This window comes from Mycolicibacterium fluoranthenivorans, assembly GCF_011758805.1.
In the GTDB taxonomy this organism is placed as follows: Bacteria; Actinomycetota; Actinomycetes; order Mycobacteriales; family Mycobacteriaceae; genus Mycobacterium; species Mycobacterium fluoranthenivorans.
Map to the genome: position 1 here is coordinate 72,668 of NZ_JAANOW010000005.1, position 24,557 is coordinate 97,224.

Annotated in this window: 33 protein-coding genes; all 33 read right to left on the bottom strand. The window is 65.0% G+C overall.

Going from position 1 to position 24,557, the window contains the following annotated elements; translation table 11 throughout:
- Positions 1-2: 2 nt before the first annotated feature.
- The 33 genes from FHU31_RS29135 to FHU31_RS29290 all read right to left on the bottom strand — a co-directional run bounded on the left by FHU31_RS29135 (position 3) and on the right by FHU31_RS29290 (position 24,436).
- Positions 3-4,046 (bottom strand): hypothetical protein, encoded by a 4,044-nt coding sequence (locus FHU31_RS29135; protein WP_167164581.1) that lies wholly within the window; start codon positions 4,044-4,046, stop codon positions 3-5.
- Positions 4,047-4,066: 20 nt separating this feature from the next.
- Entirely contained in the window at positions 4,067-4,453 is a 387-nt protein-coding gene (locus FHU31_RS29140) for a hypothetical protein (RefSeq protein WP_167164583.1), read from the bottom strand.
- 14 nt (positions 4,454-4,467) lie between these two features.
- Positions 4,468-5,103 (bottom strand): hypothetical protein, encoded by a 636-nt coding sequence (locus tag FHU31_RS29145; protein ID WP_167164584.1) that lies wholly within the window; start codon positions 5,101-5,103, stop codon positions 4,468-4,470.
- A gap of 71 nt (positions 5,104-5,174) precedes the next feature.
- A complete protein-coding gene (locus tag FHU31_RS29150; protein WP_208411582.1) occupies positions 5,175-6,092 on the bottom strand; it encodes an Ig-like domain-containing protein in 918 nt (305 codons plus the stop codon).
- Positions 6,093-6,108: 16 nt separating this feature from the next.
- Positions 6,109-6,591, bottom strand: coding sequence for a phage tail termination protein (locus FHU31_RS29155; RefSeq protein ID WP_167164586.1), 483 nt, complete (start codon positions 6,589-6,591; stop codon positions 6,109-6,111).
- A complete protein-coding gene (locus FHU31_RS29160) occupies positions 6,588-6,947 on the bottom strand; it encodes a hypothetical protein (RefSeq protein WP_167164588.1) in 360 nt (119 codons plus the stop codon). Before FHU31_RS29160 ends, FHU31_RS29155 begins: the two co-directional genes overlap by 4 nt.
- A gap of 2 nt (positions 6,948-6,949) precedes the next feature.
- Complete coding sequence (locus FHU31_RS29165) at positions 6,950-7,243, bottom strand: hypothetical protein (RefSeq protein ID WP_167164590.1); 294 nt, start codon at positions 7,241-7,243, stop codon at positions 6,950-6,952.
- Positions 7,244-7,278: 35 nt separating this feature from the next.
- Positions 7,279-7,737: a hypothetical protein gene (locus FHU31_RS29170; protein ID WP_167164592.1), complete on the bottom strand. Its 459-nt coding sequence runs from the start codon at positions 7,735-7,737 to the stop codon at positions 7,279-7,281.
- On the bottom strand, positions 7,734-8,111 hold the full coding sequence (locus FHU31_RS29175) for a hypothetical protein (RefSeq protein WP_167164594.1): 378 nt from the start codon (positions 8,109-8,111) through the stop codon (positions 7,734-7,736). Before FHU31_RS29175 ends, FHU31_RS29170 begins: the two co-directional genes overlap by 4 nt.
- Before the next feature lie 12 nt (positions 8,112-8,123).
- The gene (locus FHU31_RS29180; RefSeq protein ID WP_167164596.1) at positions 8,124-9,182 is read right to left on the bottom strand and encodes a major capsid protein; all 1,059 of its coding nucleotides are present in this window, start codon (positions 9,180-9,182) and stop codon (positions 8,124-8,126) included.
- Positions 9,183-9,196: 14 nt separating this feature from the next.
- Positions 9,197-9,613 carry a head decoration protein gene (locus FHU31_RS29185; protein WP_167164598.1) on the bottom strand — a complete coding sequence of 139 codons (417 nt, stop codon included), beginning with the start codon at positions 9,611-9,613 and terminating at the stop codon, positions 9,197-9,199.
- Between the two features lie 15 nt (positions 9,614-9,628).
- Complete coding sequence (locus FHU31_RS29190; protein WP_167164600.1) at positions 9,629-10,357, bottom strand: hypothetical protein; 729 nt, start codon at positions 10,355-10,357, stop codon at positions 9,629-9,631.
- Positions 10,358-10,421: 64 nt separating this feature from the next.
- Positions 10,422-11,576, bottom strand: coding sequence for a hypothetical protein (locus tag FHU31_RS29195; RefSeq protein ID WP_167164602.1), 1,155 nt, complete (start codon positions 11,574-11,576; stop codon positions 10,422-10,424).
- Positions 11,560-13,074: a phage portal protein gene (locus tag FHU31_RS29200; RefSeq protein WP_234901743.1), complete on the bottom strand. Its 1,515-nt coding sequence runs from the start codon at positions 13,072-13,074 to the stop codon at positions 11,560-11,562. The genes FHU31_RS29195 and FHU31_RS29200 overlap by 17 nt, the downstream gene beginning before the upstream one ends.
- A 12-nt stretch (positions 13,075-13,086) precedes the next feature.
- Complete coding sequence (locus tag FHU31_RS29205; RefSeq protein WP_167164604.1) at positions 13,087-14,769, bottom strand: terminase large subunit domain-containing protein; 1,683 nt, start codon at positions 14,767-14,769, stop codon at positions 13,087-13,089.
- Between the two features lie 6 nt (positions 14,770-14,775).
- Positions 14,776-15,282 (bottom strand): phage terminase small subunit, encoded by a 507-nt coding sequence (locus tag FHU31_RS29210; protein WP_167164606.1) that lies wholly within the window; start codon positions 15,280-15,282, stop codon positions 14,776-14,778.
- A 588-nt stretch (positions 15,283-15,870) separates the two neighbouring features.
- Positions 15,871-16,083, bottom strand: coding sequence for a DUF7213 family protein (locus tag FHU31_RS32255; protein WP_420372092.1), 213 nt, complete (start codon positions 16,081-16,083; stop codon positions 15,871-15,873).
- A gap of 290 nt (positions 16,084-16,373) precedes the next feature.
- Positions 16,374-16,760 carry a hypothetical protein gene (locus FHU31_RS29215; protein WP_167164608.1) on the bottom strand — a complete coding sequence of 129 codons (387 nt, stop codon included), beginning with the start codon at positions 16,758-16,760 and terminating at the stop codon, positions 16,374-16,376.
- 3 nt (positions 16,761-16,763) lie between these two features.
- Positions 16,764-16,946, bottom strand: coding sequence for a hypothetical protein (locus tag FHU31_RS29220; RefSeq protein WP_167164610.1), 183 nt, complete (start codon positions 16,944-16,946; stop codon positions 16,764-16,766).
- Between the two features lie 120 nt (positions 16,947-17,066).
- Positions 17,067-17,504 (bottom strand): hypothetical protein, encoded by a 438-nt coding sequence (locus tag FHU31_RS29225; protein ID WP_167164612.1) that lies wholly within the window; start codon positions 17,502-17,504, stop codon positions 17,067-17,069.
- Entirely contained in the window at positions 17,497-17,922 is a 426-nt protein-coding gene (locus FHU31_RS29230; RefSeq protein ID WP_167164615.1) for a hypothetical protein, read from the bottom strand. The genes FHU31_RS29225 and FHU31_RS29230 overlap by 8 nt, the downstream gene beginning before the upstream one ends.
- Complete coding sequence (locus FHU31_RS29235) at positions 17,919-18,320, bottom strand: hypothetical protein (RefSeq protein WP_167164617.1); 402 nt, start codon at positions 18,318-18,320, stop codon at positions 17,919-17,921. Before FHU31_RS29235 ends, FHU31_RS29230 begins: the two co-directional genes overlap by 4 nt.
- Positions 18,313-19,683, bottom strand: a complete 1,371-nt coding sequence (locus FHU31_RS29240) for a hypothetical protein (protein ID WP_167164619.1) — start codon at positions 19,681-19,683, stop codon at positions 18,313-18,315. Before FHU31_RS29240 ends, FHU31_RS29235 begins: the two co-directional genes overlap by 8 nt.
- Positions 19,684-19,735: 52 nt before the next feature.
- Positions 19,736-20,068 carry a hypothetical protein gene (locus FHU31_RS29245; RefSeq protein ID WP_167164621.1) on the bottom strand — a complete coding sequence of 111 codons (333 nt, stop codon included), beginning with the start codon at positions 20,066-20,068 and terminating at the stop codon, positions 19,736-19,738.
- 41 nt (positions 20,069-20,109) lie between these two features.
- On the bottom strand, positions 20,110-20,391 hold the full coding sequence (locus FHU31_RS29250) for a hypothetical protein (RefSeq protein ID WP_167164623.1): 282 nt from the start codon (positions 20,389-20,391) through the stop codon (positions 20,110-20,112).
- A 34-nt stretch (positions 20,392-20,425) separates the two neighbouring features.
- A complete protein-coding gene (locus tag FHU31_RS29255; RefSeq protein ID WP_167164625.1) occupies positions 20,426-21,310 on the bottom strand; it encodes a hypothetical protein in 885 nt (294 codons plus the stop codon).
- The gene (locus FHU31_RS29260; protein ID WP_167164627.1) at positions 21,307-21,810 is read right to left on the bottom strand and encodes a hypothetical protein; all 504 of its coding nucleotides are present in this window, start codon (positions 21,808-21,810) and stop codon (positions 21,307-21,309) included. Before FHU31_RS29260 ends, FHU31_RS29255 begins: the two co-directional genes overlap by 4 nt.
- Positions 21,807-22,097 carry a DUF7352 domain-containing protein gene (locus FHU31_RS29265; protein WP_167164629.1) on the bottom strand — a complete coding sequence of 97 codons (291 nt, stop codon included), beginning with the start codon at positions 22,095-22,097 and terminating at the stop codon, positions 21,807-21,809. The genes FHU31_RS29260 and FHU31_RS29265 overlap by 4 nt, the downstream gene beginning before the upstream one ends.
- A complete protein-coding gene (locus tag FHU31_RS29270; RefSeq protein WP_167164631.1) occupies positions 22,094-22,309 on the bottom strand; it encodes a hypothetical protein in 216 nt (71 codons plus the stop codon). Before FHU31_RS29270 ends, FHU31_RS29265 begins: the two co-directional genes overlap by 4 nt.
- Entirely contained in the window at positions 22,309-22,590 is a 282-nt protein-coding gene (locus FHU31_RS29275; RefSeq protein WP_167164633.1) for a hypothetical protein, read from the bottom strand. The genes FHU31_RS29270 and FHU31_RS29275 overlap by 1 nt, the downstream gene beginning before the upstream one ends.
- A complete protein-coding gene (locus FHU31_RS29280) occupies positions 22,587-22,919 on the bottom strand; it encodes a hypothetical protein (protein ID WP_167164635.1) in 333 nt (110 codons plus the stop codon). The genes FHU31_RS29275 and FHU31_RS29280 overlap by 4 nt, the downstream gene beginning before the upstream one ends.
- Entirely contained in the window at positions 22,912-23,847 is a 936-nt protein-coding gene (locus FHU31_RS29285) for a hypothetical protein (protein WP_208411583.1), read from the bottom strand. The genes FHU31_RS29280 and FHU31_RS29285 overlap by 8 nt, the downstream gene beginning before the upstream one ends.
- Positions 23,840-24,436, bottom strand: a complete 597-nt coding sequence (locus FHU31_RS29290; protein ID WP_167164637.1) for a hypothetical protein — start codon at positions 24,434-24,436, stop codon at positions 23,840-23,842. Before FHU31_RS29290 ends, FHU31_RS29285 begins: the two co-directional genes overlap by 8 nt.
- Positions 24,437-24,557 lie beyond the last annotated feature (121 nt).

Genomic DNA, 24,557 nt, shown 5'->3' on the forward strand with positions numbered 1-24,557 from the left:
CCTCATGACGGATGATTCGCCAGGATCGCTTGACTGGCCACGGCGTCACGCAAATCGAGCTCCTGAAATACGCGCGGGATATCCATACCGTTGAAGGTGTTGTTCTGCACCCGGTTCGGCGCGGTCACGGGGATGTTCTGTTGCGGCCGGATCGTCTGGCCGGATGCATCCATGTCCGGGTTACCGAAGCTCCCCGGCACGTTGCCGACCAGGGCACTGGATCCGATGTTGACGACCTTCTTAGCGATCTTCCCGATCTGCTGGGCACCGCCGGCGACCATCGACGACACCAGCCCTGAGGCGGCCCCTGCCCCAGGGGCGATAGCTCCCGCTGCCCCCATGCCCATGGAGGCGGCGGTGGCGGCAAGATTGCCCAGCGTTGATGCGGTGGAGTCGATGAGGGTGTCGACGGCCTTGAGGTTGTGGTTGATGGTCCCGGGGGGTGCGACGGCGTTGGAACCGATACCGGTGATGCCGCCCGGGGCGCCGGTGAACGGCGGATAGTCCGGGGTATTGGTGTCGACCTGCGCCGGTGCCGGGGCGGGCGCAGGCGGGGCACCGGGCCCGGTCGACGGCCGCGACGGCACTGGTGGTTGCGGCGGGACCACCTTGGTCTGAGCGTTGGGCACCTGGAAGTCCGGTCGCGGCGGCGGCATGATCAGCCCCTGCACCGCGCCACCGATCGCAAACCCACCTACGCCGCTGCCGAGAGCACGGACACCGCGGCGGTTCTGGCGGTACGGGTCCAGAGGAATCCACGGCTCCCACGGGAAGGTGATCGAGTCCCGCCGCGCCGGGCCGCCCTTGGAGTTCCAGTCCGGTCCCGGCTGCAACCCCGGACCAGCCTTCTCCGACCACCTGGGTCGCTGCTGGCCCTGCGTGCCGTTCATGTCGTTGTCGAGCCAGCCGCGCTGCGTACCGCTGCCGATGATCTCAGCGATCTTGATGTCACCACCGGTGCTGCGGTGCAACGCATTCCGGAACTTGTAGACGTTGTCCTGGCCACCCATGGCGTTGACATCCGAGGCGGTGAGGACGTGTTCGTTGTTGGACAGCCACGCCGGGATGGAGTCCGACGTCTCAGTGCCGGCACCCCACACCTTGCCGCCATCGGAGTATCCGTGACCTTGGTTGATGTACTTCGGGACCCCGGACGCTGTCTGCCCGTAGCGGGTGGCGACATAGTCGATCATCGCGTAGATCTGGGCCACACCATCGTTGATGGATCCGCCAGTAACGTTGTGCGCGTTGAACGTTGCCGACTTGAACTGACCCAGGCCGATCGCGGGGAGACCATCCGAGTCGTTGGGATTCAGTGCACCCGGGTTGCCTCCGGATTCGAACTGAATCTGCCCGATCAGCGCATCGGCCCACCCGTTGATGTTCGTGATGCCGTACTTCGGGCCGATCTCAGCCAGCGCCTTGAGCACGACCGGCCGCCACCGCTCGGCACCCCCCTTGCCCACTCCAGCGCCGGCACCGGTGCCTAGCTTGATACCGGACTGCGTCGTGCCCGACTGCCCTTGGACGGCTAGCAGTTGCTGTATTTGGGCTGGCGTGAGGTTGTCGAGGCTTCCGCCGTAACCCCCGCTGCCGCTTCCGGACTGCCCGTTGCCGAGCAGGGTGCCGATCGGGCCGCTGGAGTCCAGGAAGAACCCACCGGCCTGCTGCGCTGCCTGGTTGTACGGGTTGGACGGCGACAGGATGCTGTTCTCCAGCCCGAAGAAACCGAGGGCACCTGACCACAACGCCGACCCGAACGTCCCGGCTGTCTTGGCGGTGAAGTTGCCCAACCACGATGCGGTCTGCTGACCCCAGTTCATCAGGCTGTCGGCCGGGTTCGAACTGAACGCGGACCCGAGCAGCCCAGCGAACCCAGGGAGTCCGGCGGCCCGGTCGGCGAACGTCGGCACCATGGAGCCGTTTCCTCCGACGGGGGCGAGGGTGCCGACACCGTGCTGCGTCTGCGCGCCAGGAGTCGGCGCACCACCAGCGCCAGGCGCCGCGTTCATCAGACCTTGGCCGAGTGCCAGCGCGTTGTTACCCACCGCTCCGAGCCCACCGACGAAGCTACCGATGATGCTGTTCAGTCCGCCGCCGCCCGCGGTCGGGTTCGGCGCGATCGGCCCACTACCGGGGCCCGCGGCCGGGCCAGGAGTAACAGGGTTACCCCACTGGTCGACGTAGCCGCCTGGCTCGAAGCTGCGGCCCTGCGTCATCGCCCACAACGCCTGATCGCCGATCGCCGATCGCGCGTGCGCCGGAAGCACCCACTCATCGGAATGCACCTCGGCCAGAAACCCACCAGTGGGGCCGGTGCCGCGGCCGGACGGTGTCGGGCCACCACGCGCACGAGTCGGAATCTTCAGCCCGGGAAGCTGCGTCCAGTCCCCCGATGGCGCCGGCCCGGCCGGGCCCACCGCCGGCAAAGTCGGGCTACCCACCACCGGTACGTTGTTCGCGGGGTTCGGATTGACCGCCGCCCCCGGCGCTACCGGGCCGATCTGGGTGCGGGGATCGCGCGCCCGCGCGGCACGCAGCGCGTCGTCTGCCTTCTGCTGAGCACTCTCCAGCGCACTCGGCCCGGTGATGACGCGGTACGCCTCCAGCAGCGCACCCAACGGCCCACTCATCGCCTCGATCGCCCCGGGGATTTTGCCCAGCGCCGTCGTCGTAGCGTCCGCGGCGGTCCCGACCGCCGAAACCAAGGTGGCCGCGTTCTCGAAATTCTGCTTGAACAGCGGGCCCAGATTACTGACTGTGTCCGACATGTGGCCGAGCTGCTCGTTGCCCTCCTTGATCAGATCCTTGAGCGCCGTCTGGCCCTCCACGGAGTTCATCCACTCGTCCCACTTGCCGGTGACACGCTCGATACTGCCGAGCAGGTCACCACCCACCGCGTTCGCGATCCCACTGATCGACCCGGCAATGTTGATTCCCGTGTTACCGAGATGCTCTAGCCCGGAGATGCCGTGGTTGATCCAGTCATCGAGCCGGCCGTCGGCGGACGTCTGCGTAATCCAGTTGTCGAACCGCTCAGCAACCGACTTGATGTCGTTGGCGATGCGCGGCAACGATTCGCTGCCCTTCGCGGTGAGCGCGCCGATCGCATTGGTGATCGGCGAGATCGACTGATTCGCGATGTTCTGCGCGTCCGCGGTGTTACCGAAGATGCGCTCGAGGAAGCTCTTCGACGAGTCAGAACCGACCGCGCTGAGCAACCCCTTGAACGTGCCGTTCCACGACGTAGAGATCTTCCCCAGACCCTCTTGCACGACGGGGAACACCTCGTCGAAAGACTGCTTGAAGGCCGGGGCGATGCCGTCGAACATGTTCTGCTGGAAGGTGTCCCGGACCGCCTTGTCCCACACCGGTTTGATCTCAGTGATCGTCTTGACAACATCTGCGGCGGCAGGTGCCAGACCCTTCAAGGCGTTCTTGGCCGCCTCGATGGACTTCGGGGTGCCATCGGATGCCTTGTTCACGGCGTCGATGGCGTCGGACATGCCGGTGAACCCCACCTTGGCGGTGATCGCCGACGAGGCGATACCACCGATCACACCGGGCAGCACGAGGCCAGAGCTGGCCAACTGCTGCACGACTGCGACAACGTTGGCGGCCGCGGACGCTACCGCGGGAAGTGAACCAACGCCGAGTGTGGCCAGCGCGGCGAGCCCCAGTGGCCCGCCGGCCCCACCGCCGGATTCCACGCCGCCGCCCTGGCTAATCCGTGAGAGCGCGTTCTGCAACGGGGACGAATCGACATCGACGCGTAGGTTGATCGCGTTGGCCTGCTGCCGGATCCGGAACTCGTCCATCTTCGCCCGCGCACGAGCAAGCTCAACGTCGACGCCGAGCTGCACACCGTTGCGCTGCTCCACCGCGCGGAACCGCTCGATATCAGCGCGCGCCTGCGCCGTGTTCGCGGTGACGTCGATGGCGAACTCTGCGCGGACCTTCGACATGTCCGCTTCGAGCTTCTTCTTGAATCCCGAAACGTCGGGGATGACCTTGAGTCGCGCATCGCCTGCGTCGTACGTGGACACTCAGATCACCTCCGTTCTGTTCAAAATCCCAGGGCCTTATCGAGATTCGCGTTACTGACCTGCTTGCGCCGGTCTCTCAATTCATCGAGCGGAGTCTTCGGCCCGTCCAACTGAGAGATTCCCTTGGCCGCCCGGAAATCGTTGCGCAGGCCCTGGATCGCCGATATCAGAGCGTCATAGCCGGCCAGCGGCGGCCGATACTTGTCCGGGTTGCGCTGCGCTTCCTCGTACTGCTGCTCAAACGCCGCGAGGTGCTTGGGATCTGACAACTGGTCAGCCCACAGCCAGGAACCTTCAGTGTTGGCGAACATGTCGCAGAAATTGAGGAACTGGTCCCACGGTTTCAGTCCGCGCAGCCAGTCCCGGGTGTCGAATCCTCGGCTGCCGAAATCTTTTTCGATAGCCACCCAGTTGTCTTCGATCAGTCCGAGGATTCGGGCGCTTTTCCCGCTTGCTCCGTGTCTTCGACGTGGCCGCAGTGCGGGCAGGTGCCGTCGTCGGGCACCTCCGGCGCTTTGGGGATGATCCGGAAGTGCTCCTGCAAGTCGACCTGGAAGGCATCCCACAGTTCGGGGTCCTGGTCGTCGAAGAACGCCAACACCTCGTCATAGGCCGCTCCGAACAGTGCCCGGGTGTAGCGGTCGGCCTGCTCGCTGATCTTGGCGCGGTGTGCAGCGACGGCCGCCTCGAACTTCGCGACACCACCCTCCCATGCCGCACTGAGCTGCTCCCAGCCGGCAGCGAGCTTCTCGAACTGCGTGACCTCCACCTTGTAGGAGGCCTGCTGCTTGGCAGTCGCCTTGTCCGGCAACGCCCCCGGGATCGCCGGGAACTCCGGCCGCGGGCTCGGGGCGGTCAGCAGCGCGCGGGCTAACAGCTGCTGCGCGATCTCAATCTCACGATGGGATTCGCGCAGTTCGTCACGCCGCTTCTTCGTCGGCGGCACGATCACCAGCGTGTCGGTGACCGGGTACGGGTCCGGCCGGTTCGTGTCGAGCAGCAGCTTCTGCAGACGCTCCGACGGGACCGGGACGGGATTGACAGCTCTGGTAGCCATATCGGCCTTTCATGCAGGACGTCACCCCCGCAACACGCCATATCGGAGTGCTGCGGGGGTGACGGGGGTGACTAGGTGACGGTGACGACGCTGACCGCGGTGAAGCCGTTCCAGGTGGCGGTGACGTTGGCCGAACCCGACGCCACACCGGTGACCAGACCCGCGCTGTTGACGGTCGCCTTCGCCGGGGTGTCCGACACGAACGTCGCCGTCGCGGTCCGGTCGATGCCCTGCGAGTCGGTCACCACGACCTGCTTGGTGTGGTTGACACCAGCCGCCGCAGTCACCGACAGGTTCGCGGTGGTGATCCCGGTGGCCGGCAGGTACAGGCTGCCGTCGGCCACCGCCGCAGCCAGGTCCTGGATGCCCTCACCGCACATGCCGAAGATCACCGGATCACCGACCGCGGGATCGGTCTGGAAGTCCAGCGACACCGTGGTCTCGATGACGTTGGAGTCCAGCACACCCTGATCGGAGCGGTCACCCACCTCGGCCTGGTTGGCGATCCAGTACAGGTAGATCGGCTTGGCGTTGAAGTAGTCCTGCGCGATCAGCACGGTGCGCCACTGCAACCGGACCGGCAGCTCCGGGATGCGGATCGTGAACCCGCCCTTGGCCGACACTGCCGACACCGCCGACAGCGGGAAACCCCACGCGTTCTGCAGGTTCAGCAGGTTGGTTTCCTGCGGGGTGTACGAGATGCCCTTTCCGGACTCCGACGGCAGGTTGCGCGTCGGCGACCCCTGACCGTTGGACATGATCTTGTTGATCGTGGGCTTGTTGGACAGCTTCACGCCAGCCTTCTTCTCGTGGTTACCCACGGACCGGAACCGAGACGCCACACCGACCTTCGTGATGTCGATGCCGCCGGTGGTGATGTCCTCGATGTTGGTCAGCGGCGCGGTGCCGACCTTGGGGGCCAGCAGTACGCGGGTGTCGCAGCCCGCGAGCTCGAGGTCGGACTGTCCGTACTGGAACTGAATACCCATGGTGGTGACCTTTCTGTTAGAGGCCGAGAGCCTCGCGGTAGTTACCGAGTCCCTTCGGCTTCCAGGTGTGAAGCGTGAAGGTCACAGGGACGAGTCGTTCGGCCCTGATTTGCTCCGGGATGAGCTGCGGGCCAAGGATTTCACCGGCGCAGTGCAGCTTGTGGATGGTTCCCGGAACGATCGCGGTCGCCTCGAACTGTTCGAGGACCTGGCGGGCCACCTCGATCAGTTCCCACGAGGCGTCGCGAGATTTGGTGAGGGCGGCGAGCTGCACGTTGGCTTCGTCGCGCCCTTCGGAGCGGTTGATCTTGCCGCCGGTGCGGTAGATCCGCAGGAACCCCTCGTCGGCGTCCAGCTTTTCGGCGATCTTCTCTTCGCTCGGAAGCCAGTAGGTGACCTCGACGCCGCTCAAACCGATTGCGGGATCAGCGAACAGCGTCTTGAGGAGGTTCTCGACGTTCGGGTATCCACCCTTGTACCAAGAACCGAAGGTGATCAATATGCCGACAACTCTTCGAGGACAGCGTTGAGGTCGTCAGCACCCTGCTGGATGGTCTCGTGGTCCGAGTCCAGATCATGGACGGATCCAGGATGGTTACCGCGACCGAACTCGTGTGGGAGCTCGTAGTCGACGCCGCGGCCGACCGTCATGACGCCGATGTGCCGGTCGTGGCGGACACCGCCGATCTCGGTGGATGCGTGCGCCGAGCGGGCCAGAGCGCCGGTGCGTTTCGCGACGCGGGCCTGGTACAGCAGCATCGCCATGTTGGCGCGCTCTTCCACCGCGCGCCGGCAGTCACCGGACAGCAGGAACGCGGCCAGGCCGGGGTTCGGTGTCTGGAAGTTGATGTCCACGATCAGCCTCCCTTCCGGATCCTGTAGCGCACCCAGCCGAAGTCCTCACCGGTCATCGAATGGACACGGTTCTGGCCCGGTCCACCGACGACACCGAAAACGCCTTCCGGCAGCGGGACTTGGTCACCGTCTTGAAGGTCCGGGGCGCTGCCGTCGGCCTTCTTGCGGACACGCAGGATGCCGTCCTGCACCCAGCGTTTACCGCGTTCTGTGACGATCGCCTGAGGTTCGCTGAGGAATGCCACGATGTCGATCGGGTCCAGCTCGGTGGTCTGGTTGTTCGCGTCGTCGGTCACCCTGCTGGGTGTGACGGTCGCGAAGTTCGTGACCTCTAGAGGCACCCGATACCCCACGGAGCGATCGGCATCGTGGTGATGCGGCGGCGACGCTTCCTGTGCAGCTTAACCCTGTCGAGCTCTTGCGCGGTGAAGGCGATCCGGCCGCGGGTGGGGTCCTGATAGAACCCGTATGAGCGGCTCGTGGTGTCCTGCTCCATGGTCTGCGAAACCTGCGTCGCACCATCAGGATTGCGATACAGGCCGAGCACCTTGTCCACGACGAGTTGCTTCACACGCTCGACGCGGTCCGGGTCACCGGCGGCCGCCGATGCCTCGATGATGTCTGGCAGCGTCTTGCGCAACGACGGCACGTCCCCCATCAGAGCGTTCTCGACATCGAAGATGCGGAACTTGAGCCACGGCACCCGGGCCGGGGGGAACGTCCCCTCGAACCGGGCGACCGCGTCGTCACTGCTGACGAACTTGCCCTCTGGTGGGGTGGGCGTGGTCATTCGACCGGCACACCCGCATCCGCGACGGCGGCGATGATGTCGTCGCGCTTGCTGATCCCGTCGACGTCGACGCCGTTGTCTTCGGCGTACTTCCGCCAGGCAGGCTCACCGGAGCCTGCGCCGTGCCGCGGGGGCGGACCGGCCGGCTCCTCATCCGGATCCGCGGGATCTTCCGCGTCGCCCGGATCCACCGGTGGGGCGGGCGGCTCATCGACGGGTTCGTCCGCCGAGCCCTCGCCGCCCTCCTGCGCGAAGCAGTGGTCGCCCATCTGCTTGGCCGCCCACGCGGGCACGACCTGGCCGGGAAGGAAGCCGTGAACGGCTCCCTCCCCGTCCTGGACGTAGACCGCGAATTCGCCGATCTTCTTCGCCACGACCAGACTGCCTTACGCGACCGTCGCGACGAGGATCTTGCGGGTGTCGGCCAAGACCGGCAGCACCACACCGTCGACGAAGGTGGTCTTGCGGAACGGCGGCTGCTCCTCGCGCACGAGGATGCCGATGATGCCCGTCGCCGACTGGACCTGAACGTTGTTGGCGTTCAGCTCCATCGACGTGGTCGGCACACCCCAGGCGGTGAAGCCCAGCGTGCCCAGATCCGACGGCAGGAACGCCACCTTGTTGGCCGGGTAGGCCAGCGTGGTGGAGCCGTCGACGTCGAAGCTGGAGCCGTAGATCGACCCGCCGGGCTGCCCGTCGGTGGGCACCACGAACGGCGGGATGCCGAAACCCGCCAGGAAGGCGTTGATCTCGGCGATCGACACCCACGTGACACCGGTGTTGGCGCCCTTGATCGCGTTGATCAGCTGCGTGTTCTGCATCAGGTGCTGCACCACAGCCAGCGACGTCCGGAACTGGCCGTGCGGGGCGCCGTTGAGGCCCGAGTACACGCCGGTCCAGGCGATCAGGTCGGTCAGCGGCGTCGACGCGGCGTGGTTGGACCACAGGGTCGCGGCGGTGACCAGCTGGCCGCCGGGGATGCCGTAGTCGACCTGCTGCTGCACACCGTTCTCGTTGATGGTGAGCACACCATCGGTGAGGACGTCGCCCCAGGCCAGCTCGACGCGGTTCTGCGCGTAGCGGGTCAGGTTGGTCAGGTCGTCGTAGATCGCATCCACGAGGATGTTCTGGATGGTGCCGCCGTAGCGGGCCATCTCCTTCTGCCGGCGCTCGTACTCACCGACGCTCAGCTGGCCGCCGAGCGGGAGCATCCGCACGCGGCCTTCCTTGCCGGTGTCACGCGGCGCCACCCAGAACGAACCATCCCAGTTCCGGAACTTCGCAGCCCGGTTGGTCTGGGTGATCGTCGCGAAGTCGATCTCGTCGGTGTCGTAATTCCGGGTGGGGAACTCCGCGGTGAATCGGTTGTTCGACGGCAGAGGAACATTCTGCGTGAACACGATGGTGTCTTCGAGCGGCAACGGGCCGTCCAGGAACAGTGCCATGGGTCAGTCCTCCCTCACGCCTCGTACCGGATGGTGGGGGTGTCGGCCTTGCCGTTGGCATCGACCGACCCCGTTCCGGACTGGAACGGGAGCTTGCCCACCGAGATGATCGCGTCGTTGACCACGGCACCGGTGCCGACCTTGGCCGCGGTGGTGCCGTTCTGGCGCACGAAACGCGCGTCGGCGTAGGTGAACCCGTATAAGGTCTGCGTGCCGTCGGAGGCAGCGTCGTTGTACGGGCCGAACAGTCCGGTCGCGGTGACCTTCCCGATCGCCGTGCCCGACGGCAGGAAGCCGTTGGGGTAGTGGGTGCCGGCGGTGAACTTCGACGGGTCGAGGGTCACGTTGGGCTTGACCTTGGGCTCTTGCAGGAGCCACTGCTTGTTGCCGACCTGATAGGTCGTCGTCTGCAACGAAATGTCGGTCGACATAGCGTGCGTCCTTTCTTACGTGGATGTACCGAAGCGCTTGTCCGCTGCGGCTTTTCCGGCTTCGCCGGGCCGTAATGGGGGTTGTCCCCCGCTGTGCTGTCCCCAGACCGGAGCCTGCTGTTTGACACCGCTCCGCTGTTGCTGCTGACCGCCGAACAGTGCGGTCAGGTGACCGATCACCTTGTCCGTGTCGACGTCGCCGCTCTCGCCGTAGAACGCGGCGGGATTGGTGGTGGCGACGAACGCCTCCAACTGGTCACCGGACAGGAATCCCGCGGCGATACCGCGCAGAGAGGCCTGATCCAACTTCGGCCGGTACTCCGCTTCTGCCGCGGCGCGTGCCTCGGCTGCGGCCTTCTCGGTCGCATCCTTGACGGCCTTCTGATCGGAGGTCAGCTTTTCGCCCTCCAACTCCTCCAGACGTGACCACATCGCGTTGACGTCCTGCGGGGTGAATCCGTGGAACGCGGCAAGCTTGTTGTCTGTCTGACGGTTCTGGTAGCGGTAGTAGGCGGCCTGCTGGTCGACAGTCATGTCCTTGACTGGTGTGTTGTCCGGGAAGCCCTTATCGGACCCGGACTGCGCACCTGACTGCTGACCACCGTTCTGCTGTTGGCCACCTTCGGCGCCCTGCTGCTGGCCGCCGTCTTCGGATCCACCCATAACGGGCCAGATCGGCAGACCGCGCTTGGTGAGACCCAGCGCCTGCAGGTTGGTGGATGGGTGAAAAGGTAACGGGGACATGCGACTCCCATATCGGGTGAGGGGTTTTGCCCATAGCGGGCCGACCGCCGGAACTGGCGGAAGATCAGGGGTTGAGCGCAGACCGCATTCGGGCGATCTGTTCGAGGTGCCACTGCACGGGGCCGGAGTCTTCGGCGACACCGCGTACCCGCAGATCTGCCAGGCTCTTCTCCAGGAGTGGCAGATGTCGGGATGCGATGTCCGTAGCGGATTCCGGTTTCGCGGCGGCGGTTTCTGCGCCAGCGCGCGTGTTCTTGTCTCGTGGCCTGTACTTGCGTTTCGGGACCAGAACTGCGCCGAGCTCGCCGTGGTCGTCGACCTGGTATCGGGTGCGCTTAAGGTGCGCCGCTGAGGTGCCTCCGCCGGCGTCGTACAGCGCATTGAGGTCGACCTGGTTGAGGTCGTCGGCCGGGTCGTGTTCCGCGGTGACCGGCGCGACCGTGCACTTGCAGTCCGCGTGGATCGGCCGCAACTCCCCGACCTTGTACACCCTGTCTGACGATGCGATACACAGGCCGCACGTCCCGCTGCGGGACAACTCGGGGTGGATCACCCGCCGGTACCCGATAACCCTCGTAGCAGGCTTCTGGGCGTCCAGGTCCACCGCCTTGGCCAACACCTGCGTCTCTCCCAGGCGTTGGGCGAGCATCAGGTTGTCGTCGACGATCTGATCGATCCGCAGCCCGGACTGCTCCGCAGCGTCCAGACCTTCCTCGGACTGGATCCACCGGAACCCCGCTGCTGGCCGTTTCAGCACGGCCTCTGTGGTCATCTCATCCGCGGTGACGGTCCGCGTATCGCCGTTGGAGTACTCGACAGTGACGTCGCGGGACTCCAAGGTGACCTTGCCGCCGGTGATCACCTGCGCCGGCGCCCGCACGTCGACGGGGATGTCGGTACGGGCGTCGACCTTGATGTTCATCGCCTTGAGCTGGGTAGCAACTGCGGCAGCCGCGGCCCGGCCGGTGGCGGTCTGGGCGGTGGCCAGGATCTTGGTGCCTTTGGCGGCGAAGTCGTCGACCTGCTTCTGGTCGTACGGGTTGACGGTCCGCCACAGCGCACGCAAGGCGCGCTTGGCGACGGTGGCCGCGCGTTCCCGCGTGGTGATCACACCTTCGGCGGTGGTGGCCACGATCTGGTTCGGGGACACCGACCTGCCGGCGGTACGGGCGGCGGTAGCAGCGGCCAGCGCCTCCGGGTAGCTAGTTGGTGTTGTCAACGGCGGGGCCCGACGACGGCTGCTGTTCGGCCGGCGGTGTCTGAGCCGGGGCCGTCTGGCCGGGAGTCGTCGGCAGCCCGAGCAGAGCGTCGGCGGTCATCCGGTCGACGTTGCGGTCGGTCTCTTCCGGCGACATCTGCCAGATCCGCTCGCAACGATCCTCGAGCGACAAGGTTCCCACCGCCTGCGAGGACGCCGATGCCTGCTCAGCCAGCGTGCGGAACTCGATCGGCCCCCAGTTAAGCCGCATCCCGGTGCCCCGGTCGGTCTCGCCCGCCATCGCGAACGCCATGCGCCACAACAGCTTGAGCTGCGGTGTGAACCGGGTGCGCCGATCGCGCACCTTCGATGTCAACGATTCCCGCATCAGACCCGCGCCCTCAGCGGACCCGTTCGCGGCGTCTGGGGTGATCAGGTGCAGCGGAGTACTGGTGACGGCCGCGAATTCCTTGACATCGTCGCGTTTCGCGTTGATGAACTGCCCGAGGTCAGTTTGCGCGGACTCCCACATCTTGAAGTCGGCCGGAAACCGCCACAGAGCACCCGGGCCCGCCTTCAGATCGTTCTCCGGGTCGATCCGGCGGCCCTCGCTGCCGTCGAGGTCGTCGTCATCGTCCTCGTCGTCTTCATCGTCGTCACCGAATAGGCCGCGCTGGCGCAGTGCCTGGTACCAGAACCCGATGATCCGTTGCAGGGTGGTGTCGTTGATGCGGTCGAGCAGATCGATGTGGGGCTCGTACTCCCCCATGCCGTGCAGGTTGTCGAATCGCACGATGGGGATGCCGCCGAGCTCATCCAGGCCGGTGATCGCCTCGACCTCGACGTCGGCGTCGAACGTCCACCCGCCCGAACCGTGCCGGTAGGTGTACTTCCGGCCCGGCAGGAACAGGAACGCCGTCTGCTCATCGGTAATTGGGTCGTACTGCTTGACCACTGCGGCGCGCAACCTGGTCGGGTTCGTCAGATCAGGGATGCCTATGCAGCGGCGCGGGTCGATTGCGTGCACGGACGGGCACGGCTGCCCGTTCTTCAGAGCGACACCGCCGCCCTTCGGGACGGCCATGCCGTAGCTCTCCCCCATGGAGAAAGCGAAGTCCTGCAGCTCCTTGAACTGAGCCACAAAGCCGGTCTCGTCCATGATCTGCGCGGCGATATCGTCACCATTGGTGTCGTCATCGGCAAGCGTCGAAATTGCCTGCAGCTCCATACGATCCGACATCGCAGACAGGCACATCGGCGCATAGTTCGACCGCGCTTTACGCATCACATGACGGAACACATCCCGGTACGCCTCTTCGATCTGCGGCAGCGGCGGATCACCCACGTTGTAGGACCACAGCATGTCCAGGAACCGATTGCGGGGCGTGGTGTACCGGGTGAAGAACGCACCGCTGCCCTCGGAGGCTGGGCGGCGCATCTTGTCCTGCCACGGCGGCCGGGTGACCGAGGTGAACATCGCGTTGATCTTCTGGAACCAGTCATCAGGAGAGAGCGTCAACGAAACCCCCTCCTATCTGAGTCGCTGGATCACACGTTTCTTCGTCTTCGGCAACTTCGGGAGAACCTCCATGCGGGCCTCCCACGACAGGACACTCGCCATGCAGGCATCGAATTTGCGGTCCTTGTGCAGCTTCCCGAGGATCCACTTCTGCTTGCCGGACTGCAGATCCACCATGTTCAGCAGCTTCTTGCCTGCGTTGCCGAGGTGTCGGGTCAGGTCGCCGTGCTTCTTCGGCTCGTTGGTGGCGAACTCGATATCCGAGTACGTGATCAGGCCCGAGTTGATCGCCGACTCATACCCGAGAAGTGCTTTCACCATGCGGTCCTGCTTGTTCGTCCAAAACTCCTGAACGACAGCACGTTTCGTGACTGGACTTTCTCCGGCCTTCGCCGCCCATCCACCCAGGGTGGCGGTGTAGTACGCGGGGTCGCCGTAGCACAGCATCACCTTGTAATTGCGGCGGATATAGTTCCACTTCGCAGTCAGCGCAGCCTCGTCGACTTCCCAATCCTCCGCGTGCAGAGGGCATTCGGCCAAGTACTCCAGCTGCTGCAGCCCGGTGCGGACATCGGTCATCACCAGCGCGGTGGCGTCCCGGAACCGGGCGCCGTCGAACCCGACCGTCACGTACGCGCCGCGGCGAATGTGCAGCTCAGGCCGTGCCAGGTCCTTCCACAGCCCCAGGTTGAACGCCTGGGCGCCCTGCTGGGTCCACCGGTTGCACCACACCCGCTCCAGGTACGGCTTATCCGCGCCGGGAATGTCCCACTGCGACGCGAGATCCTCGACGTCGGTGCGCGCCGCCAGCGCCGGCCCGGACGCCTCCCGGATCGCCTCGCAGCGATCCTCGAAGCTGTCCATATCCCAGTCGTCGGATGCCTGCCGGTGGAAGTAGAACATGCGGGGGCGCTTGATCTCTCCCCGCAGCATCGCCTCGGCCTCGAAGTGATCGGTCTCGGCGACTGAGTTCTGGCCGGGCGCGCCGGCCGTCGTCGTCGACATCGACCACGGATCCTGCGCGACCCGCTTACCGGTGTTCGCTTCCATCGTCGTTACCGCGTCACGCTCCGACGGCAGGTACAGGCGGTGCGTCTCGTCGAACGCGTTGAACGTGGTCCGGCCGCCGTCGTTGGAGTCCGGCGCGTTGGCTAAGGGGACGACCTTGCCGTCCGCCTTCCCGCGGTGATCCTTTCGAATCACCCGCTCCAGCGAGCAGTCGAACAGCTCCTTCTCGGGTCCCTCTTCGCAGATGTACTTGAGCGCACCGAAAGCCAGCTCCGACACCTGCAGCTTCGCGTTGGCCAGCATCGGGATGTACGGGTCGACGACCGGCCTGCCCTGCTTGAGCGTGCCATCACGGTTGAAGCCGTTGAAACGCACGGGGCTCCCCGGGTGCAGCTCCGCGTAAGCGATCAGCGCCATCAGTTCCGTCTTCGCGAAGCCCTTGCGCACCGACACCGCGATGCGCTTCCACCTCCGCCGGCCCTCACGCGGGTGACCTTTCGGCCACACCTCGAACGCCCGGTAGATGATGAACTGCCGGTCCTCGTCGAGGACCAGGGGCTGGCCCTTCAAATCGCCCGGCCCGAAGACAGCACCGGTGTAGCCGTTGTAGCCCTGCAGGAAGTCGCAGACCTGGTCACCGAGCGAGGGATAGAACTCTGCCTCGATCGGCGGAACGATCAGATCCATGAGCGGCTATGCGCCGCCGGCGACAACCCTGAATTTGGCGCGCGGATCGGCGGCCTTCGGTGCAGTCCTCTTCGCCGGCGGGGTCGTGCCCGATGTCTTCTCCGGTGAGGTGATCTCCCACTGCAGCGTTCGCCGCGACATCGGCGTGAGACCGAACTGCACCATGATCTGCCGAAACTCGCCCGCCAGCGCCTTGGCCGCGGTCACCTTCGTTGCCGGATCCAGCATCGCCTGGTAGATGCGCGCCGCGACGAACAGCAGGTGCACATCGGCATCAATCCACTGGTCCCGCGGTTCCGACGTCCACAGATCATCCCACCACTCGGTGACCGACGGGTACCACTCGATGCTGTCGGGCAGTGTCGGAGTTTTGCGTTCTACCGCCTGCTCAGCGGTGGCCGCGGGTTCTGCCGGAGGCTTCGCTGGAGCGGCCTTCTTGACCAGCGTCGCGCGGGTCGATGTCTTGTTCCGTCGCGTCCGGATGGACGGATCCTTGGCGATGGGTCCAGGCATGGGCGGGCTCCTATATCAGGAAGGGACACTTGGCATCCCATAGCGGGAGCGCCAAAGCTGTTGCGCAGGAACGTATTTGAGAAGTTCAGACGGCATATCCGGGGTTACCGAAAGCCGCGGTGAAGTTTTTCTCCCAACCCGTACAGGGCATTTTTCACAGTGCATATCGGTGTCCGGCTGAGGTCCCCGGGGAGGGGTGGAGGCCAGGGTGGGCAGTGTTACCGCAAGGTCAGGGGCGTGATCGGCCGTGTGCGGCTTGGCGTTGGGTCTCGATGCCGTGACACCAGCGACAGGCGGCTATGAGGCGGCCTCGGTCGATGGCCTTGGCGCGTCTGCGTCCTGTAGCTGCAACGCCGTCGCGGTGGTGTGCCTCGTTGGCGTATCCGGTGCAGCCCTCGTGCTGCAGCTGGCACTGATAGCCGGCGTCGCGGAGGCAGTCGTCTCGTGCTGCTCTGGTGGCTCGTGTGGAGCCTTGGCCTGTGGTGTTGCCCTTCCACGCGTTGGCCTTCGTGTGCTCGACGCAGTAGCGGTCTGAGGTGATGAGCTCTGTGCAGTCAGGCGCTGGGCAGCGACGCGGTGCTCGTGGCATCAGCGGTTGAGTGAGTGCTGAGCCGAGGCAACGAGACCTGTGGTGATGTAGGCCGGCTGAGACCCTTGCTTGGGGAACAGGCTCACGCCACCGAATCGATCGCCATCGTTGTCGTAGGCCATCCATCCGACCAAGTAGTACGTAGTCTGCTGGGACGGAAGGCTGGTCGCCGGGCCCATCAGTGTCGCGCTCCAGCAGTCGATGCAGTTCATTCACTGCGTCGTCGAGCTTGGCGTAGGCAGATCGCCATTCGGGGCTTCGTGCTTCCATCAGTGGTGTGCGCCTGGTCCGTGGCCAAACACACGAACAAAATACTCGGTGGCCAGGCCCTTGGCCTTGGCGTCGCTCATGTACTTGCGGAGCAGGGTGTAGAGCGTGGTCCAAGGCTTCGGGCTGCTGGCCCACTTGGCTCGGCCTTCCCCACTGGTCCAGTAAGCGTTGAGTGAAGCGGAGGCGCCGACACCGGGACTGCTGTCGGCGCCTCCAGCCATCAGGGGGCCTTTTACTCGGTGGTTTCGGCCGGCGCGTCGACCGGCTCGTCGGACACGGGCGGTTCGACGGGTTCGACCGGCTGCTCCACCGGGGCGTCGGGAACGACGTCGTCGAGGGCCTGCGCGGCGGCCTTCAGCGCGGTGAGGTCGGGGGCCTGGCCCTGGGCGACCTGCTCTTCGAGCTTGGTGATCTCCGAGCTGATCTCATCCTTGGCGCGGGTGAGCTGGGCGGCGATGGCGTCGACGGCGTCCTGGGTTGCGGACATGGCGATCTCCTTGATCTGCGTGATGGTTTCTTCCGTCAGGGTGACGGGCTGCGGTGTTGCAGTCTGTCGGCGGAAGGCGTAGACGATGGCGCCGAGGAGCACGATGGCGGTGATGCCGATGGCTTTGTCCACGGGTCAGAACTCCTGCCTCACAGCGGATATGAGCCGGTCGACTGTGGTGCACCAGAACTGTTCCTGGTAGGTGCACCAGAGGCCCTGGTATTGGCCGCAGCGGCAGTCCGGCTGGTGCCGGGAATGGCGGGCCTTGTCCAGGGCGGCGTTGAGTTGGTCCAGGGCGGTGGGCGCTTTGATCGTCATTCGGCACTCCCCTCGACTGGGGGCACGAAAAAACCGCTGGTCCGGTCCGGACACAGCGGTGCTTGACCATTAGCGTACTAGAAAGTACCTCCAACGTCCTCAAAAGCACCTGTGTTCCTTTCATCGAGATCTGTTCATGCGTCGTGTTCGGAGACTGGTGACGTAGTCCTTGACCGATCCGACGAGGTATTCCGGGGCGCCGTCGGGTCCGCAGCGCTGTTCGATGTGGCCAGCGCGAGCCCAGTTGTAGATGTCTTTGCGCGTGCGGTCGAGGGCGTGGGCGATATCGCGGGCCGACATCCATTCGTCATCGGCATCGTTCAACAGGTTGGGTCGTGGCCGCGTCCAATGGATATCGAGGGACGCCCAGTGCTCGTCGAGGCGGTGTAGGTCACCGGCTGGGTCTTCGCACATGCCCTGCGCGATGCGCTGGACCAGGCCGCGGTACGAAAGGGCGACGCGCTTGGCCTTGTCTTCGCGATTATCTTCGGGCCATGGCCATGGGCGGGTGCGCCAGCGGGTGGGTGGCTGAGCTGGCTTCCGGTTCTCTTCAGACATCGGTACCAGTCCGATATTCCGAGCCGCGGTAGAGCGCGGTCTTGTCGACCGTGATGGTCAGGTCGGCGTCTTCGATCACCCCTGCAAGCAACTCAGTGACGGGTTGGAAGCGCAAGGATCGGCGTTGTTCTTCGTAGCTCGGCGGGGTGACCTGGGTTGGAATCTCTGGCCAGGAGAGGAGACCTTTGAGGAAGTCGAAGTGGTCGTGCTCGGTGAACTTCCGGCGGCTGACCTGTGTCCAAATACCGGACCAGCGCGTGCGCCAACTGCCGGTTCCCTGATCGATGACGACGTTGAGCTCGGCGTGCGGCCCGTAGAGCAGGAAGTCGTGAGGATGCATGTCGCTGGTACTGCTGTCGAAGACCGGGGTTTCCCAATCTCCCAGGACGTAAAGGCGGAAGCGGCGTTCGACCATCATGCGACGTGTTCCCGGCCGCCGTACAGCACCAGGTACCCGACCTGTGCCTGTTGCTCGGTGGTGAGGTCATCCCATAGGTCGATCATCCGGTCGGCGATGAGCAGGCTGATGGTTCGCTTGTGGGGGTAGGTGATCCACTGTTCGCGGGGGAACTGCATGATCGGCGGCGGCAACGGAACGATCGGCGGCGGGAGAGGTTGGTCGACGGTGCTGATCTCGATGGTGCGGGCGGTGGGCCTCGGCTCACTGGAAGGTTTCAGGTGATTGGCCCAGTCGGGGCCGAATTCGACGGTGCTGAACTCGCTGTCAGGCAGCGTCCAGAGAGCCGCCATCTTCTCGGAGTACCGGGCGGCGACGCGCGTCTCCAGTTCTTCGAGCTGGACTGTGGTTTCAGGCATGGGTTGCTCCGGGTTCGCAGTCGCAGGGCAGGGTGAGGCAACACGTTCCGCAGATGCCTTGAGGTGCTGTGGTGTTCAGGTCGATATCGGTGATGGTCGACAGTGAGCTACCCGCAATGCCGACGTCGCGCACCTCGCGGGACTTGACCTTGGGCTTCTTGTGTTTCGGTTCGGCTTTCCAGGAGCGCTGGTCGTCGGCGGCCTGGCGGCGGGATGCGGATGCTTTGTCGGTGCTGGTGGCGCGGTCTTCGGGGCGTTCGTGGCCGTCGATGATGACGTCGAGTTCCTCGGCGATGATGGCGCCCCAGCCGGGTTCGCGGAGGTCGATGCCGTCGGCTTTGATCTTGTCGATCAACTGCTGGAGTCGGTCGAGGCGTTGGTATGCCTCATCGAATAGCCACAACTCGGTGTTCCCTTCTATGACGCGGCCGGTGAGCCAGTCGTATTCGCGTTCGGACCAGGATGATCGGCCGCGGGGTGTGCAGTTGGTGTTTTCGCAGGTGATGATGGTGGTGCCGTCGTCGCGGCCTGTGGGGTATCCGCAGCGGGGGCATGGCATCGTGAACATTTCGCGTAACCTGGTGTGCCCCAAGTGTTTTCGCACAAGGTGGTGTAGGTTTACGAGTTTCTGTAGGACCTCGATTCCGGTCACGGTCCGGGTTTCGCGGGCCTGCCCTCTCGGTCCCCATCCGTTGCAGTCGTCGCACACCGCGGCCGCCAGCCGTGCGCGCTCCAGTTCACGGCTCGCGGCCTGGTGTTCGGGAGATCCTGCCGCAACGGCCCCGACAACGTCTTCCGCTGTGTCGATCAGGGCGCGATGCTCGTCGCATCGCGCCGGATGCGCCCACACCCGCACCGGCGCCTCAGGCTCGGCCGCGAGGACCGCCAGGCTGTTGAGCACCATGCGGTGCTGCCCCGACAACACCGGCCACGCACGCGGGCTCGAAAGCCAATCCCACGTTCGCAACGCGATCGACCCGACCTGCGGCGGCTTCTTCTTCCCGTCCTTCGGGTCGACGGCCAGCGGCAGCCGGCGCGCACCCGTCGGCTTCGCCATGCCCCGCCGGTCGGCGACCATCCCGGCGGCGATATCGATCCACTCCGCGATATCCACCATGAGTCGATCGTTCGTCGCGTTGAGCAGCACCGTCGGCGACGGCGTGGAGTGCACCACCTCCCCCTGCGCGGCCTGGCGATGCCCGATCGTCACCAACAGCTCAGCCCAGTCCCGTGGGAGCTGCTTGACCGCTTCGGCGTACGTCTTGCTGCACGTCTCGCACAGCCCGGCGGCCTGCTCGGTCAGCGCGGGCTGCGATTCATTGGCGTCGTCGAGAGTGGCGGCCCGGCACCGCGACCCGGACACGCACGGATAGATGCGGTCTTGCGGGCCGCGGCGGGCATCATTCGTCGAACGCTCAAACACGCGGACCCGCATCGCTCGGGTCTACGACGGCGCGGCGCACGGTCATAAACAGCCACTCATCCGCGTTGTCTGCGTGGTCCTCGCACATGCACTCGCTCGGGTCACTGAACTCGGCGATGAACCCGTGGCGCATCGCGATCAGATCAGCCTGCGCGCGGTCTTCGACCCTTATTGCACGCCCCTGATCGAACACCGAACCGCCCAGCTCAGCGTCCAACAGGCCCATCGCGTAACCGGCAGCGAACGCTGAGTCGTCGTGTGGGCCGCCCTTCGACTGCACCGACACGAATGGCATCACCAGATCAAACCCGTTGTCGTCATCCATCTTTCGTTCACCTTTCCTCGGTTTGATAATCAGGTCTTATGTCAGCTAGAGGACGGTGCCGTGACTTCGCGGACGACGTCGCGCAGCTTGTCGGCAGCAGCCGTCGGCTGAGGCGGGTCTGGGTACTGAATAGCGCCTGCCAGACGAAGTTCTTTGAGTAACGCGCTCGGGCGCTTGTCGCAGCCCACGCACTTGTTGTCATCGGCCAGGGCCGTCGAGCCGTCGCGTGCGATACACGGTGTTTCGCTCGTTTTCGCGCGAGGGCAGCCGACGTGCTCGGGGTCTTCGTTGTAGCGACCGTAGTCGCAGATGCCTTTGCTCATGGATTCATCCTTTCACCGATAACGTTGCGGTATGTCATTCGCCCAGTAGTGGTTTCACCGCGTCGAACAACGCCGCCTTCGGCTTGTCCGCGGCGTCGACGAGCCCAAAGTTGCCGCCATCTCCGATGGTGTCGCGCCAGCAGAACAACCACTGATGATCGGTGTGCGCACCCATATCCGCCGACTGGGATGGCAACCACTTCGCGGCATTCGGGACACCGACTCGACCTGTGTCGAAACCGATCTCAGTGAACGCGTACGGCCGGGTGTCACCGTGCTGGGCGCGGAGCGCGTCGAGTTCCTGGATGACGGTGATCCCGTACGGGGCCTTGCTGGGGTCGCTGAACTTCTCGTCGACGGTCAGCGCGTACGGGTGGTACCCGAACAGGTCATAGTCCCTCGTTTCTGCCTCACCAGCGGCGTACAGGCCGGCCAGCCACGTCACCGGCGAGTAGTTGCGCAGCCACAGCTTCTTTCGGTCCGGGTAGGCGGCGAGGCCGGCGGAGATCACCTTCGCCCCGGAGTCCCGGATCGGTTTCGCCGCGGCGCGCAGGTACTTGAGGTAGTCGGCTGGGGTGCCGATGCCGAATGTCCAGAGGTTCGGTTCGTTCCACACCTCGTAGTACGGGGCGCCGAAGATGCCGACCACACGCTGCGTGAACGCGGCGAAGCTGTCCGGGGTCTTGGTGCGGGGGTAGTGGATGCCCAGCACCGGCAGCGCGGTCAGCCCGGCCTTGCTCAGGGCGTCCGCGGCGCGCTGCACCGGCGCGTAGTTCACCTTGCCGAAGAAGTTCGCCAGGATGCCCCAGTCCACAGCGAACCGGACACTGGTGAACCCGTACTCGGCGATCCTGGCGCACACTCGGTCCAGGTCCGGTTGGGTGAGCTGCACGAGGTTCGACTGATTGATCCCGATCATCGCTCGACCGCCTCAGCAGCAGACAGGGCGGTGGCGGCCATGTCCATCTGCGTTTCGTTGTAGAGGTTTTCGAGCCACGCCCACACAGCGTCGGAACCCTTCGCGACGAGCAGCCGAGTCGGTTCGTCGGCCATCGTGTATCCGCCGGCCAAGTAGCAGCCAGACCAGCTCTTGCAGGTACCGTCCGGTTGGGGTTCTCTGCGGTCTTGGCCCTCGTACCGCGGCCGTGCGGTGTGGAACTCGACGAACCTGCCGCGTGGGTAGTAATCGTGACGAGCGAGCCGGTGGTGCGCCGGCACGGACGGTAGGTCCCAGCCGGTTCCGATCACGAGGGTGATCTCAGCGTCGGGCCCGCCTACCGTCATGTGCAGCTCGGCGTTGTGGCGTCCGTGGGATCTGCCGGTACCCGGATTGCAGGTGTCGGAGCCGTGCACGCAGGGCTGCACGCCGATGCAGTCGTAGGCCGGCTGAACAGTGACAAGACGTTCCAGGGCGCTCATCGGTTGATCAATCCCTGGAATGCGTGCCACACCAGCCCAGACGGGGTGACGACGGTGCCAATGAACCAGTCGGGGTTGATCCCGTCCGGCATCGGGTTGCCGGTACCCACTACGTAGATCGCCAGGGTCTTCGGCGGACCGCTCTCGTAGTCGGCAGACCACAGGTCGAGCGCATGGTTCTGCAGCTCCGGGATTCGTGACATGGCCACCGATAGGGCCTTTCCGGAGGCCGGGAGATCGATCTCCTGGTAGTCGGTGATGGCAATCTGGTGGCGGATGATTCTCATCGGGCACCGCCGGCGTGACTCGTGGCGATCGCGGCCCGGGCCTCAACCTGCAGGCGCTGGAACGCCGCGGCGTAGAGATCCCACTGGCCGTGTCGGATGCCGATGAGTGCGGCGTTTCCGACGACCTCGACAGCGGCGTCGTACGCCTCTTCGGCCAGAAGTGTCTCGTAGTCGGGATCCAGGGTCATGGTTCTTGGGGGTCTCAGTCCCATCAGGAGCTCCTATCGGTGGTTTCGGTGGGTGGTTCCTTGCGGGCGCGGATCTCGGCGAGCTGAGCGGCGATCTCGGCGCGGTGGCGTTCGGCGATCGCGGCGTGGTCAATGTGGTCGCAGCGCGTCGCCCCGGTCCGGTAGCCGTTCTCGTCGCAGAGCTGGCAGTCGGCGATCGCAGCGGCGCGCTGCTCGTCGACGGTGCGGCCATCGAGGTCTTGGGCGGTGAAGCCGGCGATGTCATCGGGTTCACCGCCGAAGGGTTCGTACGGGTCGCGCATCATGAGCTGCACCCCGTGCTGACCATCGCGAGATCCCAAGGCTTGATGACCGTCCACGGGTTGGTGTCGAGATCCCGGATCGTCTGCGCCCAGATCGGCGTCAGGGCGCAGTTCCAGCGGTGGTACGGGTCCAGCGGGCAGTCGCACGACGGTGATGGCCGGATGGCGCGCCAGATGTCCCGCAGGAATCCGCCCAGCCCCGGGAAGATCGAGTCACATACCGCCGCGTGCTCCTCGATGTACGCGTCCCCGACGGCGAGTGCCTCGGCAGGAACGGTCGCCGGCCACGCGAGGTGCTGGCGCAGCTCGACGGTCGAGATCTGTTCAGGCATGGCCGACCTCCGCTGGTTCGTGCGGTTCGTGGGTGCACTTGCGTCCGGGCTGGGCGGCGATGCCGTCGGGGCCCTTCACCCAGCCCGCTTCGTCGCAGTCATCGCACAGGGCGAGCCGTCGGGCCTTCTCGGCTCTCACCGCGGTGTCCCATTCGTCGTATGCGCGCCGCGCGTCAGCGCAGGCGCCGCAACCCTTGGTGGACGGTTCGTTCCGATGAAGGCTGCAGCGAGGAGATGGGGGGACGTTCGGGTCGGGGGCGATCGCTAGGTGACGTTCCCTACTTACGTAACCCCTATTTGTAGAGGTAGCTGTAGTAGGAGAAGCTGTAGCTGTAGTAGGGGCCGGGTTGATCGTGGGGTTAACGCCACCCTGGCCGTAAGGGTTAACAGCCGGGTTATCGACTGGGTTGATTGTGGGGTTAACGCCCCCGTTAGGGTCCGGGTTGTACGGCGGAACATCAGCCGGATCAACCGCCCTCTGCGCCAGCATCTTCTTCACCTCGTCGCGCTTCCAGCCGTTCAAATCCGGCTCCGCCTTCACGAGCTTTTGCACCTCGTGGACGATCACGCCACGCAGAATCTTCGACCCCATCGCCGCCCTTGCGTTGGCCATCGTCACCGCCATATTCGGCGTACGCCACAACCCGTCGTGCTTGATCCACGACCGGATCAAGCACTCCTCGGTGACGTCATCGAACAACACGAACAGGCGCTCAGAGAGAATCTGCGCGGCGGCGAGAAGCCTTATAACAGTCCAGTCCTCAGCGCACTGGGTCATCTTCCCCGGCCGCCAATCATGGCCTCCGCAGTACGTCCTATCGGGGCTAGTCCACAGCGTCCAGTAGAGGTTCTGGGCGTCCACGGGCAAGTCCCGGAAGTCGTCGTCACCCCAGATGTCGAGGTTGACTCGCGTGTGATCCCTAGGCATCGGCGGACTCCAACTCGTCGAGTTCGTTCATGATGGCCTCGTCGCGCTTGCGCTTTCTGTTCATGGAGTCCGCCATCCAACTCAGCGCCTCTGAACGTTCGATCTGGCAGACTGGATCGCCGCAGTCGCCTTCCCCCCACTGCCTGTGCGGGCAGTAGGCAGAGGAGATGGAATCGTCGCCCAGAAGGCCACCCGCGTACGTCTCAGAGGACTGAACGTGCTCCGCAATCTGCGAGTTGGTCCATATCGTCACCAATTTCTCCTCGGAAAGCGCCGCCCGAGAAACGATTTCGGCAGCGCAATCCACGTCCTGCTTCAGTCGGCGCCAGCAGCAGCCGCAAAAGTACTTCCAGGTGTCTTTCGCCTTAACGGCCATCGCCACATCGACAAGTTCAATCAGGTCGTCGATTCGCAGGCCGGCTCTAAGGAGCTGATCAATGTCGGCCTTCCAGCTACCCGGCAGGTCGAAAGTGTCGCCACGCCAGTTCGTCCAGGTGTTCCATTCGTCTAGGAACGCCGTATGCAACCGAGCTCTTTGCTCGCGGTCCAACGCACGTTCGTCGGCGACGATCTGGAGGGCTTCTGCCATCGCTTCGGCGGTCCGCGATACCTCCGCGATGAGCGGGGAATCAGTTATCTGTAACGACTCCGGAGGTGTGTACGACTGTGTACGACGTGGAGTCGACACCACTGAATGTCCCTTGGAGACA

What these genes read in the sequence shown, in the direction of transcription:
- FHU31_RS29245 (WP_167164621.1), bottom strand. Translation starts at nt 20,068, where the DNA reads ATGGATGACGACAACGGGTTTGATCTGGTGATGCCATTCGTGTCGGTG.
- FHU31_RS29265 (WP_167164629.1), bottom strand. Translation starts at nt 22,097, where the DNA reads ATGAGAATCATCCGCCACCAGATTGCCATCACCGACTACCAGGAGATC.
- FHU31_RS29270 (WP_167164631.1), bottom strand. Translation starts at nt 22,309, where the DNA reads ATGGGACTGAGACCCCCAAGAACCATGACCCTGGATCCCGACTACGAG.
- FHU31_RS29280 (WP_167164635.1), bottom strand. Translation starts at nt 22,919, where the DNA reads ATGCCTGAACAGATCTCGACCGTCGAGCTGCGCCAGCACCTCGCGTGG.
- FHU31_RS32255 (WP_420372092.1), bottom strand. Translation starts at nt 16,083, where the DNA reads ATGAACTGCATCGACTGCTGGAGCGCGACACTGATGGGCCCGGCGACC.
- FHU31_RS29145 (WP_167164584.1), bottom strand. Translation starts at nt 5,103, where the DNA reads ATGGCTACCAGAGCTGTCAATCCCGTCCCGGTCCCGTCGGAGCGTCTG.
- FHU31_RS29230 (WP_167164615.1), bottom strand. Translation starts at nt 17,922, where the DNA reads ATGATGGTCGAACGCCGCTTCCGCCTTTACGTCCTGGGAGATTGGGAA.
- FHU31_RS29275 (WP_167164633.1), bottom strand. Translation starts at nt 22,590, where the DNA reads ATGATGCGCGACCCGTACGAACCCTTCGGCGGTGAACCCGATGACATC.
- FHU31_RS29185 (WP_167164598.1), bottom strand. Translation starts at nt 9,613, where the DNA reads ATGTCGACCGACATTTCGTTGCAGACGACGACCTATCAGGTCGGCAAC.
- FHU31_RS29205 (WP_167164604.1), bottom strand. Translation starts at nt 14,769, where the DNA reads ATGGATCTGATCGTTCCGCCGATCGAGGCAGAGTTCTATCCCTCGCTC.
- FHU31_RS29170 (WP_167164592.1), bottom strand. Translation starts at nt 7,737, where the DNA reads ATGACCACGCCCACCCCACCAGAGGGCAAGTTCGTCAGCAGTGACGAC.
- FHU31_RS29210 (WP_167164606.1), bottom strand. Translation starts at nt 15,282, where the DNA reads ATGCCTGGACCCATCGCCAAGGATCCGTCCATCCGGACGCGACGGAAC.
- FHU31_RS29260 (WP_167164627.1), bottom strand. Translation starts at nt 21,810, where the DNA reads ATGAGCGCCCTGGAACGTCTTGTCACTGTTCAGCCGGCCTACGACTGC.
- FHU31_RS29255 (WP_167164625.1), bottom strand. Translation starts at nt 21,310, where the DNA reads ATGATCGGGATCAATCAGTCGAACCTCGTGCAGCTCACCCAACCGGAC.
- FHU31_RS29290 (WP_167164637.1), bottom strand. Translation starts at nt 24,436, where the DNA reads ATGGCAGAAGCCCTCCAGATCGTCGCCGACGAACGTGCGTTGGACCGC.
- FHU31_RS29250 (WP_167164623.1), bottom strand. Translation starts at nt 20,391, where the DNA reads ATGAGCAAAGGCATCTGCGACTACGGTCGCTACAACGAAGACCCCGAG.
- FHU31_RS29190 (WP_167164600.1), bottom strand. Translation starts at nt 10,357, where the DNA reads ATGTCCCCGTTACCTTTTCACCCATCCACCAACCTGCAGGCGCTGGGT.
- FHU31_RS29285 (WP_208411583.1), bottom strand. Translation starts at nt 23,847, where the DNA reads ATGCCTAGGGATCACACGCGAGTCAACCTCGACATCTGGGGTGACGAC.
- FHU31_RS29235 (WP_167164617.1), bottom strand. Translation starts at nt 18,320, where the DNA reads ATGCCTGAAACCACAGTCCAGCTCGAAGAACTGGAGACGCGCGTCGCC.
- FHU31_RS29225 (WP_167164612.1), bottom strand. Translation starts at nt 17,504, where the DNA reads ATGTCTGAAGAGAACCGGAAGCCAGCTCAGCCACCCACCCGCTGGCGC.
- FHU31_RS29180 (WP_167164596.1), bottom strand. Translation starts at nt 9,182, where the DNA reads ATGGCACTGTTCCTGGACGGCCCGTTGCCGCTCGAAGACACCATCGTG.
- FHU31_RS29150 (WP_208411582.1), bottom strand. Translation starts at nt 6,092, where the DNA reads ATGGGTATTCAGTTCCAGTACGGACAGTCCGACCTCGAGCTCGCGGGC.
- FHU31_RS29220 (WP_167164610.1), bottom strand. Translation starts at nt 16,946, where the DNA reads ATGACGATCAAAGCGCCCACCGCCCTGGACCAACTCAACGCCGCCCTG.